Source organism: Naumannella halotolerans, assembly GCF_004364645.1.
In the GTDB taxonomy this organism is placed as follows: Bacteria; Actinomycetota; Actinomycetes; order Propionibacteriales; family Propionibacteriaceae; genus Naumannella; species Naumannella halotolerans.
Map to the genome: position 1 here is coordinate 63,660 of NZ_SOAW01000004.1, position 15,468 is coordinate 79,127.

14 protein-coding genes are annotated in these 15,468 nt (G+C 68.8%); 4 read left to right on the forward strand and 10 right to left on the reverse strand.

All coding sequences use genetic code 11. The annotated features are described in order from the left end of the window. Positions 1-90 precede the first annotated feature (90 nt). Together CLV29_RS15905 and serS are read right to left on the reverse strand one after the other, a co-directional pair. The gene (locus tag CLV29_RS15905) at positions 91-885 is read right to left on the reverse strand and encodes an HAD family hydrolase (protein WP_133756097.1); all 795 of its coding nucleotides are present in this window, start codon (positions 883-885) and stop codon (positions 91-93) included. Beyond that, positions 882-2,159: a serine--tRNA ligase gene (serS, locus tag CLV29_RS15910; protein WP_133756098.1), complete on the reverse strand. Its 1,278-nt coding sequence runs from the start codon at positions 2,157-2,159 to the stop codon at positions 882-884. The genes CLV29_RS15905 and serS overlap by 4 nt, the downstream gene beginning before the upstream one ends. Positions 2,160-2,205: 46 nt before the next feature. On the opposite strand from serS, the gene CLV29_RS15915 reads away from it, so the two are divergent. Continuing rightward, a complete protein-coding gene (locus tag CLV29_RS15915; protein WP_166649329.1) occupies positions 2,206-3,882 on the forward strand; it encodes a bifunctional phosphatase PAP2/diacylglycerol kinase family protein in 1,677 nt (558 codons plus the stop codon). Here CLV29_RS15915 and CLV29_RS15920 read toward each other — a convergent pair. From CLV29_RS15920 to mptB, 5 genes are all read right to left on the reverse strand, one after another. Continuing rightward, positions 3,862-5,004, reverse strand: a complete 1,143-nt coding sequence (locus tag CLV29_RS15920; protein ID WP_208293012.1) for a TFIIB-type zinc ribbon-containing protein — start codon at positions 5,002-5,004, stop codon at positions 3,862-3,864. The two genes, CLV29_RS15915 and CLV29_RS15920, sit on opposite strands and share 21 nt — an antisense overlap. A gap of 134 nt (positions 5,005-5,138) precedes the next feature. Beyond that, complete coding sequence (locus CLV29_RS15925) at positions 5,139-6,269, reverse strand: SPFH domain-containing protein (RefSeq protein WP_243831990.1); 1,131 nt, start codon at positions 6,267-6,269, stop codon at positions 5,139-5,141. A 174-nt stretch (positions 6,270-6,443) separates the two neighbouring features. Continuing rightward, positions 6,444-7,355, reverse strand: coding sequence for a prephenate dehydratase (gene pheA / locus CLV29_RS15930; RefSeq protein ID WP_133756101.1), 912 nt, complete (start codon positions 7,353-7,355; stop codon positions 6,444-6,446). A 52-nt stretch (positions 7,356-7,407) separates the two neighbouring features. After that, entirely contained in the window at positions 7,408-8,403 is a 996-nt protein-coding gene (locus CLV29_RS15935) for a DUF2510 domain-containing protein (protein ID WP_133756102.1), read from the reverse strand. 3 nt (positions 8,404-8,406) lie between these two features. Next, complete coding sequence (gene mptB, locus CLV29_RS15940) at positions 8,407-10,089, reverse strand: polyprenol phosphomannose-dependent alpha 1,6 mannosyltransferase MptB (protein ID WP_133756103.1); 1,683 nt, start codon at positions 10,087-10,089, stop codon at positions 8,407-8,409. Between the two features lie 255 nt (positions 10,090-10,344). Here mptB and CLV29_RS15945 point away from each other — a divergent pair, with 255 nt between their 5' ends. Next, positions 10,345-11,553, forward strand: a complete 1,209-nt coding sequence (locus CLV29_RS15945; RefSeq protein ID WP_133756104.1) for an arginine deiminase — start codon at positions 10,345-10,347, stop codon at positions 11,551-11,553. Positions 11,554-11,652: 99 nt separating this feature from the next. Continuing rightward, on the forward strand, positions 11,653-12,372 hold the full coding sequence (locus CLV29_RS15950; protein ID WP_133756105.1) for a DUF6882 domain-containing protein: 720 nt from the start codon (positions 11,653-11,655) through the stop codon (positions 12,370-12,372). A 111-nt stretch (positions 12,373-12,483) separates the two neighbouring features. On the opposite strand, the gene CLV29_RS15955 is transcribed toward CLV29_RS15950, so the two are convergent. From CLV29_RS15955 to aat, 3 genes are all read right to left on the reverse strand, one after another. Beyond that, positions 12,484-12,795: a rhodanese-like domain-containing protein gene (locus CLV29_RS15955; RefSeq protein ID WP_133756106.1), complete on the reverse strand. Its 312-nt coding sequence runs from the start codon at positions 12,793-12,795 to the stop codon at positions 12,484-12,486. Between the two features lie 72 nt (positions 12,796-12,867). After that, on the reverse strand, positions 12,868-13,731 hold the full coding sequence (locus CLV29_RS15960) for an Fpg/Nei family DNA glycosylase (protein WP_133756107.1): 864 nt from the start codon (positions 13,729-13,731) through the stop codon (positions 12,868-12,870). A gap of 186 nt (positions 13,732-13,917) precedes the next feature. Further along, a complete protein-coding gene (gene aat / locus CLV29_RS15965; protein ID WP_133756108.1) occupies positions 13,918-14,604 on the reverse strand; it encodes a leucyl/phenylalanyl-tRNA--protein transferase in 687 nt (228 codons plus the stop codon). A gap of 191 nt (positions 14,605-14,795) precedes the next feature. Here aat and CLV29_RS15970 point away from each other — a divergent pair, with 191 nt between their 5' ends. Further along, positions 14,796-15,467 (forward strand): EcsC family protein, encoded by a 672-nt coding sequence (locus CLV29_RS15970; RefSeq protein ID WP_133756109.1) that lies wholly within the window; start codon positions 14,796-14,798, stop codon positions 15,465-15,467. Position 15,468 lies beyond the last annotated feature (1 nt).

A 15,468-nucleotide genomic window follows, 5' to 3' on the forward strand; every position in this document is an offset into this window, starting at 1 on the left:
TTTTCTCGAGGCCACCAGAGTCGACGACCCGACCGCAGTGACGGCGCCGCCGTAGGAAGACCCCGGCCGCAGTGACGGCTGGCGACGGGATCAGAACCAGCGGGAGAGTTCGTCGACCGTACCGCCGTCGACGAAGCGGCCGGTGACGGCATCGGCGACCGACTTCACCTCCGGCGGGGCATCGCCGAGGGCGACCCCGCGACCGGCCCAGGTGAGCATCTCGATGTCATTGCGGCCATCGCCGAGGGCCAGCACATCGGCGGCCTGCACCCCGAGCCGGTCACAGACCTGTTGCAGTCCGCTGGCCTTGTCCACCCCTTCGGGGGCGATGTCCAGCCAGGCGGAGTAGCCGATGAAGTACGACACCCCGTGCAACCCGAGCCGCTCGGCGAGGTCGATGAAGTCGGAGTCACTGGCCTCGGGGTCGCGGATGATCACCCGGGTGACCGGCTCGCCGCGCAGTTCGGCCACACTGGCCGGGATCATCTCCCCCGACAGGTCACCCTCGGGGAAGTCGCCACTGACCCGGTACCCGCGGCCGATCACTTCCGCAGCGATCAGCGCGTTCGGCGCGGCGGCGCTGACAAGATCGATCACCGCAGCCGGGTCGAAGGTCCGCTGGGAGACGATCTCGATCGGCGGGTAGTGCACCACCACCGCACCGTTGGAGGAGACCGCGTACCCCTCGGGCAGTTGCAGCTGCTCGAAGACGATGTCGGTGCCGTTCCAGCTGCGCCCCGTCGCCAGTACCACCGGCACGCCGGCGTCGATCACCTTCCGCACAGCCTCGAACACCGGCCCCGGCAGGGCGCCGTTGTGGTCGACCAGGGTGCCGTCGATGTCCAGGGCGACCAGTTTCGGCGCCCAGTTGTCCGGTGTGCTCATCTCTTGATCGGTTCGAGAACTTCGCGACCACCCAGGTACGGGCGCAGCGCCTCGGGCACGCGTACCGACCCGTCTGCCTGCTGGTGATTCTCGAACAGCATCACGATCACCCGGGTCACCGCGACCAGGGTGCCGTTCAGGGTCGCCACCGGAGCGACACCGTCGTCGAAACGCGAACGGATGCTCAGTCTACGGGCCTGGAACTCGGTGCAGTTCGAGGTTGAGGTGATCTCCCGATACCTTCCCTGGGTGGGCAACCACGAGTAGCAGTCGAACTTCCGCGCAGCGCTCAGACCAAGATCACCGGCGGCCAGGTCGAGCACCTGGAACGGCAGCTCCAGCGAGGAGATGAACTCCTTCTCGTACTCCAGCAACCGCTGGTGCTCGGCCGCGGCGTCCTCGGGATCGCAGTAGACGAACATCTCGACCTTGTCGAACCAGTGCACCCGGAAGATGCCCCGGGTGTCCTTGCCGTAGGAACCGGCCTCCCGGCGGAAACTCGGGCTGTAACCGGCGTAGCGCAGCGGCAGCGAGGCCGGGTCGAGGATCTCATCGGAGTGGTACGCGGCCAGCGGCACCTCGGCGGTACCGACCAGGTAGAGGTCGTCACGTTCCAGGTGATAGACGTCCTCGGCGGCCTGGCCGAGGAATCCCGTACCCTCCATCGCCGTCGGCTTCACCAGCGCCGGCGGCAGGATCGGGGTGAAACCCCATTCGGTGGCCTTCGCCATGGCGTAGCTGATCAGTGCCAGCTCCAACTGGGCACCGACCCCGGTCAGGAAGTAGAAACGCGACCCCGACACCTTCGCGCCGCGCTCGACGTCGATCGCCCCGAGCAGCTCGCCGATCTCCAGATGATCACGCGGCGTGAAACCCTCGGCGGCGAAGTCGCGGGGTTGGCCGATGGTCTCCAGTACGACGTAGTCGTCCTCCCCGCCGTCGGGGACGACATCGTCGACGATGTTGCCGATCTGCTTGATCAAGGTGTTGAAGCGTTCACCGGCGGCGTCGCTGTCGGCCTGCTTCTGCTTCACCTCGGCGGCCAACTGCTTCGTCCGCGACAGCAGTTCCTGCTTCTCCTCGCCACTGGCCTTGGCAACCTGTTTGCCCAGGGACTTCTGCTCGGCCCGCAACTCCTCGAAGGCGGCGATGGACGATCGGCGTTCGGCGTCGGCAGCCAACAAGGCATCGACGACCTCGCCGGAACCCCCGCGGCGCACCTCCGAGCGGCGGATGAGTTCGGGGTCAGTACGCAGCAACCGTGGATCAATCACGTCGCACAGCCTAGCCGGGTGGCCTCCGTGTCAGAATCGAGTAGTCATGTCCGAATCCTCCAGCCCCGCCACCCCCAGTCGGGGTCGGCCGTCGACCCCGGCCATCACCTTCTCCGCCTTGGCGATCGTGCTCTTCACGATCTGGACGGTGCTGGTGGCCACCGGCGTCCTCGACGGCATGGACCGCGCCACCTTGGCGCCGGTACCGGTCTTCGAGGCCCGCAGCGTGCAGATCGCGGCCGCGATCAGCATCGTCTTCAGCCCGCCGATCCTGCTGCTGGTGCTGCTCTGCCTGGCCTGGTGGGCCAGTCGGCGACGGCTGCACAACCTGACCGTCTCGCTGATCCTCGCCGCGATCCCGGGCACGGCGATCAACTGGCTGATGAAGCTTCTGATCGCCGACCCCCGGCCGCCGCAGCGGCTGCCCCTGCTGACCGTCTTCGGTCCGAGCTATCCCGCCGAACACCTGTCCTCGGTCGCCATGGTCGCCCTGATGGTGGGGGCCACCGTGGTGGTCAGCCGGCAGGACCGGATCGTGGTCTGGACCTGGCAGGTGATCGGCCTCCTGGCGGTGCTGCTGCTCGGTCTTTGCAGCTGGTGGTTGCGGAGCAACTGGCTGGCCGACCTGATCGGCGGGGTGCTGCTGGGCGTCGCCGTGGCTGCGGTGTCGCTGATGGTGGCCCGGGTACGGGTGTTGCCGCGGGAAGGCCTGATCGCGATGGCCATGTCCCGGCAGACCCCTGTCACCGCCGTCGACGGTGCCCCGGAAGCGCGTTGCGCGATCATCTACAACCCGAGCAAGATCGTCGACGAAGCCGCCTTCCGCCGGCATGTGGACTACGAGCTGTCCCGGCACCAGTTCGTCCGTACCCTCTGGTTGCCGACCACCGTCGACGAACCCGGCCGCGGCCTGGCCGAGGTGGCAATCTCCAAGTCTGTCGGCCTGGTGCTCGTCGCCGGCGGGGACGGTACCGTCCGCTCGGTCTGCGACGGTATGGCCGGCAGCGGTATCCCGCTGGGGATCGTCCCGGCCGGTACGGGCAACCTGCTCGCCCGCAACCTCGGCATCCCCCGCGACGAGCGTGCCGCCATCGATGTCGCCTTCGACGGCCAGACCCGCAAGATCGACCTGGTGAAGCTGCGGGTCGACGACCAGCCCGAGACCCAGCACTTCGCGGTGATGGGTGGTATGGGCTTCGATGCCGCCGTCTTCGAGCAGACCAATGCCGACCTGAAGAAGGCGGTCGGTTCTGCCGCCTACTTCGTCGCCGGCGCCCAGGCTGCCGGCTTCGAACCCTTCGCCGCCAGCGTGCAGATCGATGATCATCCCCCGGTCTCACGCCGCCTGAGTGTGGCGGTGATCGGCAATGTCGGCTTCCTGCAGGCGGGCATCGAGTTGTTCCCCGATGCGCGTCCCGACGACGGTGTGCTCGACGTCATCCTCGCCTCACCGCGTACCCTGCGCGACTGGGCACGGATCCTGACCACGGTGCTGGCCGTGCGCGGCACCGATGAGCACCTGGTCCGTCGCCGCGGCAAACGGATCTCGATCACCGCCGAGGAGCCGGTCGCCTACCAGCTCGACGGCGACACCATCGGCCACGCCCGGCGCCTGGTCGCCAGCGTCGACGCCCAGGCCCTGACGCTGCGCGTACCCGACCAGAGCTACGAGCGCCACAACCCGCTGGGCAATCTGCGCCGCTCAGCCCCCGAACAGTCGTAACCCGAGGATCACCAGCGCCACCGCGGCGAGGATGCCCAACACCAGCAGCACGATCTTGATCTTGCTCCAAGGACGCTCACCGACCACCTTGCCGGTGACCCCGTTCATGTAGACCTGGAACGGTTGCCCGCCGTAGGTCACCGTCAGCAGCCAGACCGGCAGCAGCAACTGGGCGAACAGCAGACGATCGATCCGCTGCTGTTTGGAATCGATCCGCTGCCGATCACCGCCGATGTCGGACCGGATCCGCTGATCGACACCGTTGTCGATCTTGGTGCGTATCTGTGCGTCGAAGACCTGCTGGGCATCGAGATCGTAGGTACGACTGAGGTGCCCGGCCACGTAGTGCGGTGCGTACCTGGTGATCTTCTCCCGGGGCCAGGGGGCGAGCGCGTCGATCTTGCGGTCGTCCAGGCCGGTGTTGGCCAGCGCGTCCAGGTCGCGGAACTCGACCCGTACCTGGCCGTGGACCGGATACCAGCGGGTATGGGTCTCCTGGCGTTCGCGATCACCGTCCTTGACCGTCACCTGGTAGTCCTCTCCACGCTGCCCCCGGTAGTCGGCGCCGGCGTCGGCGTCGTAGTCGAAGTAGGACAGGTAGACGCTGCTGAAGGCCCCCAGCGTCCGATACTGCTTGAACTCCTTGGGCGCGAACCGGCGACTGGCGATCCACTGTTCGATCGCATCCCGGGCATGGCGCTCGTCCAGCGCGAACGGCAGCACCCCGTCGATCGGCAACCGGGTGGGGGCCTGCTGCAGATCATCGCGCTGGATCGGGGTGGCGCAGTAGGGACATCGGGTCGCACTCAGACTGCCGGTGAACGCGGTGGTGCCCCCGCATGCCTGGCAGGTCACCTCCTTGTCCAGCGCCGCCTGCCCGTCCGGTCGGAGCAGTGCCGCCATGGCCGACTGCAGCGGATGTTTGGTCACGTCGGTCGATTCGACCTCACCGAGGTCTGCCGGCAGACCACAACTGGAGCACTGCAGGCCGGCCCGCCGCGGTTCCCACACCAACATGCCGCCGCAGGAGCGACAGGGATAGGTACGGGTGTCCTCGGTGGCGTGCAGCGCTGCCGGATCGGCCATCGCCGGCGGCGACGGCATCGGCTCGGGCGACGGCATCGGCCCAGGCGAGGGGTAGGGCAGTGGTGGTGGTGGCGGGGGCGCTCCCCCCGGGGTCGCTCCGCCGACCGGACGGGCTTGTCCCTCCTCCGGTCCCCCGGGGAGATTCCCCGGTCCCCCCGGGAACTGGGCGCTCATGCCGGTGCCGGTGGGGCCGGCGCCGCGGGGGGTGGCGGTGGTGGTGGAGCCGCCGGTGCGAACAGAGCGGACAGAGCGGGTACCTGACCGGCGGCGGTCCAACCGGGCATCCCGTCGGCCCAGACCAGCGTGTCCCGAGTCAGCTGGCCCTGCTGCACCGCGACCTGCAACTGAGCGACCTGGAACGGTCCGGTGGTCTGTCCGTTGACGGCGATGTGGAACGCCGGCTGGGCGGGAAGCGGCGGCGGTGCCGCGGCTCCGGCATAGGCATTGCCCATCTGCTGGCCCATGCCGAGCCCCATCCCGGCAGCGATCATCCCCCCGGCCAGGCCACCGGGTTGTCCGGCGGCGGTGGTCATCGCATCTGCGGCCTTCGCCTGTTGGTACCGATTCATATCGCCCAGGTTGTCGACCCAGCCCGCCTCCTCCACACCACGAGCGACCCCGCGGGTCATCGCCAGGGTGATCTCCTCCGGCAGCGAGATGTTCATGGTCACCGAGTCGATCGCCAACCCGAACTCGTCGTCGACCCGCTCGGCGACGAAGTCGCGGAGTTTGTCACTCAACTCGACCTGTCGCCCCTGCAGATCGATCACCCCGAGTTTGGTCTCCATCACCATGTCGGAGAAGGCCAGCGTGATCACCCGCCGGAGCAGTTCGGCGATCTCCTCCGAGCCCACCTCCGAATCGGTCCCGATCACCTCCCGGAGGAAGATCGGCGGCTCGGCGACCCGAACGACACACAGCCCGTTCGCCCGTACCTGCACCATCGTGAAGTCGGGGTCCCGGACCGTCACCGGGTTCGCCGTCCCCCATCGCAGGTCGGTCACCGGGCGGGTGTTGATGAAGTAGACCTCACTGCGAAACGGCGAGTTGAAGCCGTGTTTCCAGTTCTGCAGGGTCGACATGATCGGCAGGTTGGCGGTGGTCAGTTCGTACCGACCGGGACCGAAGGTGTCGGCCATCTGCCCTTCATGCACCATGATCGCCTGCTGCCCCTCACGGACGATCAGCTGGGCGCCGTTCTTGATCTCGTTCTGGTAGCGCGGGAAGCGCCAGGCCAAGGTGGTCCGCGAGTCATCGAGCCATTCGATGATGTCGACCAGCTCGCCACGCAATTTGTCCATCAGGCCCATGCGAACCCCCCGAGTCCGTGGTGCCCAGAGCTGGGCGACCTGCTGGAAGCATAAGCCTGCAAGGGGGCAGCGTCGATGGGTCGGTCGGTCGAGGATGTGTCCGGGATCGCGCCGGTGGCGGCCGCGGTGAGCGATCGTGCCGGGCAGGCACGGATTCGCGGGGGCTCATCCCTGCAGCGAACGCAGCCATTCGTGTGCGGCGGCATGATCATCATCGCTCGCACCGCGCGCGATCTCGGTGCGCCGGCCGTCGGCGCGCGGGTAGGAACCGAGGAAGACCACTCGCTGGCAGACGCGGTGCAGTCCGAGCAGCGCCTCGGCCACCCGCGGATCCTGCAGGTGCCCGTCGGCATCGATCGAGAAGCAGTACTCACCGAGAGACTTCTTGGTCGGCCGCGACTCCAGCCGGGACAGGTTCACCCCGCGGGAGGCGAACTGTTCCAGGATCTCCAGCAGACCGCCCGGCCGGTCGGTGTACATGTAGGCGACCAGGGTGGTCTTGTCCGCCCCGGTCGGTGGCGGTACGGCGGCCGGCCGGCCGACCAGGACGAATCGGGTGACCGCATCGGGATTGTCCGCGACGCCCTCGGCGAGGGCGCTCAACCCGAGCCGTTCGGCGGCGATCGGCGCACAGATGGCGGCATCGAATCCGGAGCCGGGATCGGCCACGGTGACTGCCGCGGCGGCGGTCGACCCGCCCTCGGTGACCTCGGCATGGGGCAGGTTCGCGATCAACCACTCGCGGGTCTGGGCGTAGGCGTGGGGATGGGTCAGCAACCGGCGTACCTGCGCGGCGGCGGTTCCCGGACGGACGTAGACGCCGAAGCGCACCGGCAGCATCACCTCGGCGGTGATCCGCAGACCGTTGCCCCGGGCGAGGGTGTCCAAGGTGGCCGAGACCCCTCCCTCGACGGAGTTCTCGATCGGCACCAGCGCGGCATCGACCACACCGCTGCGGGCGGCCTCCAGGGTTTCGGGAACGGTGGCGAACGGCCGGTACTCGGAGTCGATGCCGAGGTTGATCAGTGCCTGATGGGTGAAGGTCCCCTCGGGACCGAGATAGCCGGTGGTTGCCACGTCTGCAGCCTAACGACTTCCCCCAGCCCGGCTGCGAAAGCGAACCGGCGTCTCAGACGGTGGTGGCCAGTGACTCCGCCAGGGCCGCTTCGACCTCCGGCAGCGACACCGGCGGCGGCCCGTCGGCGGGCACGCCGATCACCGACACCCAGGCGGTACGGGTGCCGTCGGGCCACACCTCGGCCTGCACCCGGTAGCTGAAGATGTAATCGCCCTCGAGCCGCTCGGCCCGCTCCAGCTCGGCCCGGGCATCGAACTCGGCCATTACCGAACCCGAGCGCACGCCCGGGGACAGCACCGGTTCGGACAGGCTCGGGTCGGCCGCGGACAGGTCTGCCAGCTTCGCGCCCAGCGTCTCCCGTAGGCCGAGTGCCAGTTCCTCGGAGGTGTCTCCCGGGACCGCGGGATCGACCAGGCCGATGTAGTACTGGGCGGTCCAGTCCGGGGCCTCGTCGGCGGGAAGGTTGCCGATCGCGGCGGCCTCGAAGACCCCCTCATAGGCGATCGGCCTGGGGTCGGTGCGGTCGTAGGCCACGAAGGGGGTCGCTGGCACTTCGGCACCCCACAGACCGCGGACCGAGACCGCCGAGTAGTCGACGGTGATCAGCGGCGCCTCGATCTGCGGCTCCCCCGGCTCGGCCGGAGCCAGTGCCGCCGGTGGGGTCGCGCGGATCTCCTGCACACCCCGCCAGGTGAGGGCGGCGAGCACGCAGCCGATGCCGACCAGCAGGGCCGCGGTGATGCCGATCGCGGTCCGGGTACGTCGCCCGAGCAGCGGATTCGGCCGTACCGAGTGGGCGGCCTCACCGGGCGGCCCGGACTCCTCGGAGTTGCTCAGCCAGTCGGTCCAGGCCTGACCGTCCCACCAGCGGTAGGCACCGACCAGACCGCGTGGGTCGTGGTACCAGCCCGGTTCGGAGACCACGACCGGGGCCGGTTGGTCGGTCGGAGGCGGCGCAGAGGCGACGGCCGTACCCGCTGCCGGCCCGCCACTGCCGCCGACCGACGGCGGAGCATCCTCCGGTGGCGGCTGGCGCTGGTCGGGCACGGATCATGACTCCTGTCGAGGCGGTGCTGGGCCCACGGTAGACGGTGCTGCGGTCACCAGCGGCAACCGGGCCGGGGTCGCGTCCTCCACCCGGGAGCCGGTGAGCGTCCCGTTGCGGCGGCCGGTCCAGTACCACCACAGCAGCACCCAGACCACGATCAGCATCATCACCGTGGTGCTGCCGGCCTGCCGGATCCGGCGGATGACCTCCTCCATCAACTCGCTCTGGCCGACGGTCCGTCCGGGGTTGAACGCCAGGTTCAGGGCGAGGCCGCGGACCAGCAGGATCAGGTCGAGCCGGGTGGCGCCGTAGAGCGCCAACGGCAACCAGGCCGCGAGGTCGTACCAGGGCAGGGAGTAGGGCGCGGTGATCATCCAGGCGACCGTGAGCACCACCGCGGTACGGATGGCGATGCTGAGCGGGTCCCGGCGGGGATCGGCGTCGCCGGACAGCCCGAGCAGTCGTCGGTGCGGCAGCGCCCGGGACAGCGCCCAGGCGATCACGATCATCCCGACCCAGCCGAGCACCGAGACCATCACCGAGGCCGACTCTGCCTCCATGAACGTACCCATCAGCGCGTGGATGCCGAACAGCCAGCTCGCCTCGGACAGGTAGCCGCTGTTCCGGGCGGCCTGACTCAGCGCCTCGGGTTCGAGGATGAAATAGGCGATCGAGGACGGGATGCCGGCGCCGATGATCGCCCGGGCCATCGCCGGCAGATCCCGACGGTAGGCCCAGACCATGGCGATCCCGTACAGGCCGAGAGTGGCCTTCACCGAGCAGCCGATTCCGATCAGCAACCCGGCGATGAAGGGATGGCGGCGCAGGAAGTAGAAGGAGGCAATACCGAAGGCGACCGCGATCGCCTCGTTGTGGGCACTGACCACGACCGCCCAGACCAGCACCGGGTTCAGGATCGAAAGCCAGATCACCCGGGCCTGCAATTGCCGGTCACCACGAGCCAGGCCGATGGTCAGGGTGCAGGCGATGATCATGAAGGACATGCAGACCAGCTGCAGCCAGAAGACGACATCGTGCACGGTGTCCCCGCCGAGCCGGTTGGCGCCGATCTGGATCCAGTTGAGGATCGGCCCGTAGACGCTCGGGGTGTCCTGCCAGGGGCCCTCGGTCCAACGCAGGATCGGGTCGTACTGGGTACGGAAGAGTCCACCCGGGGTGATCGCATAGGGACTCATCCCGAGTACGGCGATCCGGCCGTAGGCCGAATACATCAACACATCGGCCGAGGTCAGCGGCGGTACGGTGATGGTCAGGGCACAGATGGCGACACCGAGGAAGAAGCAGCGACGCAGCCGCGGCAGCCAGCCCGCCGCCAACGCCCGAAGACCGATCCACATGCCACCGGCGCCGAGGATGATCGCCAGCCCGGTGGCGGCGGTGACCACCCACTCGTTGCGCAGTGCCGACGGTCCGTCGATGTTCCACGGCGGGAGCAGACTGCCGTTGCGCGGCCCGAGATCGAGGGTGACGATGGAGGGACCGAGGAAGCCGATCGCCAGATAGAGCAGCGCAGTCAGCAGCACCAGCAGGATCGCCACCCGTCCGCTGCGGTGCCACTCGGTCGCCGGCAGGCTGTCGGGGGCGGTGAACCAGTCCAGCCGTGCCAGCGCGGGGGCCGGTTCACGCGAGACGGGCGCAGGCAGCAGCGGCCGCGGATGGACCACGTCCTCACCCCTCTCACCGGCCGACAGGACTCCGAAAGGCTAGTCGAGGCAGCGGACTCGTGCCGCATCGACCGGGCCGCGGGCCGATGGTCACCGGTGATGGTGGTCGGCGGGCCGACGGTGAGACCGGGGTGGCGCACCAACGGGGTGCGGCCGGGGCCGGCCGGACCTCTGGGCGCCCCAGAGCCGCGCAGCTCGCCGTACCCATTCGGTACGCAGCCCCAGAATCCACGCCGATCCCGCTAGGGTCAGCCCATGGGAAAAGGTGTGCGAACCGAGACGGGCAAGCTGCGGACCGTGATGCTCCACCGGCCCGGTGACGAACTGCGCCGGCTGACCCCGCGGAACAACGACACCTTGTTGTTCGACGGTCTGCCGTGGGTGGACCGGGCCCAGGAGGAGCACGACGGGTTCGCACAGGTGCTGCGGGACCGGGGCGTCGAGGTCCTCTATCTGACCCAGTTGCTCGGGGAGACCCTGAACGACGGTCTTGCGCGTTCGCGGGCGATCGATCTGACCCTGACCGACAAGCGGCTGGGCGACCAGCTGCGGGCGGTGCTCCGCGACCACCTCGGCGAGCTGCATCCGGACGAGCTGACCACTGTGCTGACCGCGGGGCTGCGCAATGACGAGTTCCCGACCCGGACCCTGGTGACCTCGTTGCTGGCCGAGGACGACTTCATCATCGACCCGCTGCCGAACCTGTTGTTCACCAGGGATTCCTCGGTCTGGATCGGTGACGACCCGGCAGTCACCTCGCTGGCCATGCCCGCCCGCTCGCGGGAAACGCAGCTGACCGAACTGATCTACGACCATCACCCTCGCTTCGCCGACAACACCCCCATCTACGGTTGGGACCGCGAGCATGTGGAGGGCGGTGACGTACTCGCCCTCGCCGACGGCGTGTTGGCGATCGGCGTCGGGGAACGTACCACCCCGGCCGGTGCGGAAAGGCTGGCCCGGACGGTCCTGGAGGCCGGTCTCGCCCACACCGTGCTGGCCGTACCCATCGATCAGCAGCGCGCGACCATGCACCTGGACACCGTGTGCACCATGGTCGATGTCGACGCGGTCGTCATGTATCCCAACATCGCCCATCGACTGTCCGCGGTGAAGGTCACCGCCGGACCGCATTCCGACCATGGCGACGACCTCTCGGTCGGCGAGTTGCGCCCGTTCCTGGAGGTGGCCGCCGAGGCCATGGGGATCGACCAGCTACGGGTGATCGACACCGGCCTGGACCCCGTCACCGCCGAACGCGAGCAGTGGGACGACGGCAACAACACCTTGGCCGTGGAGCCTCGGGTGGCGATCGCCTATGAACGCAACACCGAGACCAATGCCCGGTTGGAGGCCGCCGGGATCGAGGTGATCCCGATCGCCGGTTCCGAACTTGGCTCCGGTCGAGGGGGTCCGCGGTGCATGTCCTGCCCGGTGGAACGCGAGCCGCTGCCCCCGAGCTGAGGCCCGCGCCACGCATCGACCTCCGGACATGGTTGAGCCGTCAAACGCTACCCTGTCTGCGACTGCGCAATCCGGCGCCGGAAGGAAGGGACCTGCACCATGTCTGGGCTGACCCTCGAGCTGATCGTGAACGACGGCGCCCTGTGGGGCATGCTCGCTCAGCTACGCCTGAACCAGCAGCTCGATGCCGTGCTCGGGTCCGACCGTTCCTTCGACGTCGATCTGGGCAACTCCTCGCTCACCCTCGGCGGCGGCGCCCAGCAGGTCAGCGCCGTACCGCACCTGATCGCCTCGGTCGCCCCGGGACCGCAGACCGTGCGCTGGGGGTGGGCCCTGGCCGAACTCGGCAACCTGCCCGCGACCGGCCTGTCCGGGCGACTGCGCGACTTCGGCCGGGCGCAACAGGTGCCGGCTCTGGGCAGCGACGAGGTTCCCTTCAGCGCGTTCGGCCCGGCACCGGAGGGTGTCGAGGAGGTCGACTGGGTGGCCGAGCAGGTCGGGATCCTCGCCTGTCAGGTGATCGGCGAGGTGCCGTGGTTCGTCGTACCGGCCGGTGACACCCGGGTGGTTCTGCTGCTGCAGGACGGGCCGGCCCTGCCCGCGCCGGAACTCGCCCAGGTGATGACCGTGCTGCCCGATGCCCTGATGGCCGGCCGCCTCATCGACCCGCCGAGGGCCCTGCAGCATCTGCTGGGACGGGTCCCGAACTGGCATGCCGAGTGGGGTCCGGCTGGGGTACGGATCTCCGACCCGACCGGCAACATCGACGTTCACCTGAACCAGGACGGCCAGGTCACCGAGATCCAGACCAACATCTGAGCGGACCGACGACGGTCCGCGAGACCGAACGGTGACGCCCTCGCGGCCGAGCAGGGCCACCAGTGAACTAGCCCGCCAACCGAGCCGAGCGGTGTCCGACCGACGACGGTCTCAGCCGCTGACCACCGGCTTGCCCTGGGCGGCCCATTCGAGGATTCCCCCGTCGAGGTTGACCGCTTCCTTGCCCGAATGGTTCAGGAAGGCGGTCGCCTGCGCCGACCGTCCACCGGACCGGCACATCGCGACCACCTGCGGCCCCACCTCGCCGACCCGTTCGGTCAACTGGTCCAGCGGGATGTGGGTCGCGCCCTCGACATGCGCCTCGTCCCATTCGGCCTGGGTACGTACGTCCAGCAGCTGATAACCCTCGGCCACCAGCGCCTCGGCACCGTTCGGGTCGGTCGTCGGCAATTCCTCGCCCATCGTCACCTGTTCCTTCGTTCCTCGATGCCCAGCGGGCACGTGTCCCTGCATCACCGGGCTGCTTCGTCCCGGCTACTTCAGTAGCCTGCTGAGTCTGCGGTCGGCCAGCGGTTTGCCACCGGTCTGACAGGTCGGACAGTACTGCAGGGAGGAATCGGCGAAGCTGACCTCGGCGATGGTGTCCCCGCAGACCGCGCACTTCTGACCGGTACGACCGTGCACCCGCAGCCCGGACTTCTTCTCGCCCTTGAGGTCCTTGGCCGCCAACCCGCGGGAACGCTCGACCGCCTGCCGCAGTTCACCCTGCAGCGCCTCGTACAACCGGTCGAACTCCTCCTCGTCGAGGGAGGAAGCGGGTTTGAACGGGGACAACCGGGCGGCGTGCAGGATCTCGTCGGAGTAGGCATTGCCCACCCCGGCCAGTTGTCTTTGGTCGCGCAGGATCCCCTTCAGCTGCGCCCGGCCGGCCGCGGCCAACAACTGCCGTAGCACCTGCGGGCTGAAGTCGTCGGCAAGCGGGTCCGGTCCGAGGGAGGCGATCTGCGGGACCTGGGCGGGGTCGGTGACGACGTGGATCGCGAGCTTGCGTTGCGTACCGGCCTCGGTGAGGGTGAAACCGGAACCGTCGTCCAGCCGCACCCGGGCAGCCGTCGGACCACGTCCCGGTTTGAGCGGGGTGGTCGGCAGGTCGTCGGACCAGCGCAGCCATCCGGCCCGGGCCAGATGGAACACCAGGTGGACCCCTTGGGCGTCGAGGTCGAGGAACTTGCCGTGCCGCTGCACATCGGAGATCTCCAGCCCGGCCAGGGCATCCACCGGCGGATCGAAGGTCTTCAGGGCGCTGAACGCCGAGACCTCGACGCCGGCGATGGCGTGGCCGACGGTCTTCTCGGTGAGGAAGCTCCGCAAGGACTCCACCTCGGGAAGTTCCGGCATCGGCAGCCCCCTGTCAGTGAGCGGGTCATCGCCCGCAGGTCAAGCCTAACCCCGGGCACCGACAGCCCAGGGCCGGGAAGCGAACTCACCCTCGCGGGAACCAGTGAGCCCGTGGCAACCACCCCACGTCAGCACCGACCGCACCCCGCGGCTGCACCCGATCGCACCCCGCGGCCGGCGCCGATCTCAGACCTGCGGCAGCTGCCACTGCGGTGACGGCATCCGCAGCGCGCGGCCGAGCCGGTTCAGGTAGTCGGCGCGGGAAACCTCAACCACGCCCAGACCGGACAGATGCGGGGTCTGCCACTGCACATCGAGCAGCCGTCGGTGACCGTCGCGGCCGAGCAGTTCGACCAGCGCGATCAGCGCCACCTTCGAGGCGTCACGCCCGTGCTCGGGATCGTGGAACATCGATTCACCGGCGAACAGTCCGCCGAGGCCGACCCCGTACAGCCCGCCCACCAGACGTCCCGCCGCATCCCAGGTCTCCACCGAATGGGCCAGGCCGAGGCGGTGCAACTCGCCGTAGACACGTTTGATCTCGTCGTCGATCCAGCCGCCGCTGCGGTTCGGGTCGGCGCAGCGTTCGACCACCTGGTCGAAACAGTGGTCGATGCTGAGGCGGTAGTGCCGCGCACTCTTGCGCAGCGAGCGGGTGACCCGCAGGGCATCGAGCGGCAGGATGCCACGCGCCACCGGCGAGTACCAGCCGATCAACGGGTCCCCGGTTTCGGCCAGCTCACCGGTCGGCATCGGGAAGGCGCCGGCGGCGTACCCCTCCACCAACAGCTCCGGCTCCAGCCCGACCGACCAGAACACCAGGTCCTGGTCCGGCCAGGTGCTTGCATCGGGGATCACACCCATGGACCCCATTGTGCCGGTGTCCCATGTGCCGGTGTCCCTGGTGCCGGTTCCTTGTGGCCGGTGTCCTCTCTTCGAGGTGACGTGTCCGGCGTTGCGCGGACTCAGGGATGGCTCCGGGCGGCGGTCAGGGATCGCGGCCTGTTCTCGTCGAACGAGCGGCGTACCCTTGAGCCCGGTGTCCGCCGCTGGGAAGGATGACGATGGCCGAGCAGGAACGTGCCCTGACGCAGGGTTGGAGCGTCGAACGGACGACCGATGCCGCCGGTGGGGTGCTGCGTCGGGTGCTGGAGCTCGCGATCGACGGATACGCCAAGGTCCCCGGTGCCCGGACCACCGCAGGCAAGCATCTGGCACGTACCGGTGAGGTCGATGCGGCGATCGAGGCGTTGATCGGCCAGCACATCGCCCTGGCCGGCGCTCAGGGATTCCTGACCAACCTCGGCGGCATCATCACCTTGCCGATCTCGATCCCGAGCAATCTGACCGGACTGGCGGTGATGCAGACGCGGATGATCGCCGGCATCGCCCACCTGCGCGGCTACGACCTGTCGCAGTCGCAGGTACGCACCGCGCTGCTGATGTGCCTGCTCGGGGAGGACGGCCTCGCCCGGGCCGACGAGTCGACCCCGCGCCGACCGCTGGTGGTGGCCACGGCCCCGGTCTTCGACCCGAAACTGGACCGATTGGTCGCCAGCGCGGTGATCACCCACTTCACCACCCGGGTCACCGGCAAACAGGCAGCGCTGCTCGTGACCAAGCGAATCCCGGTGATCGGCGGTGGGGTCGGCGCTGCGGTCGACAGCTACGGCACCCGGCAGGCCGGGCAGTTCGCCAAGAAGGAACTGGTGGCCCGGCGAGCCCTGCGGGGCTGAC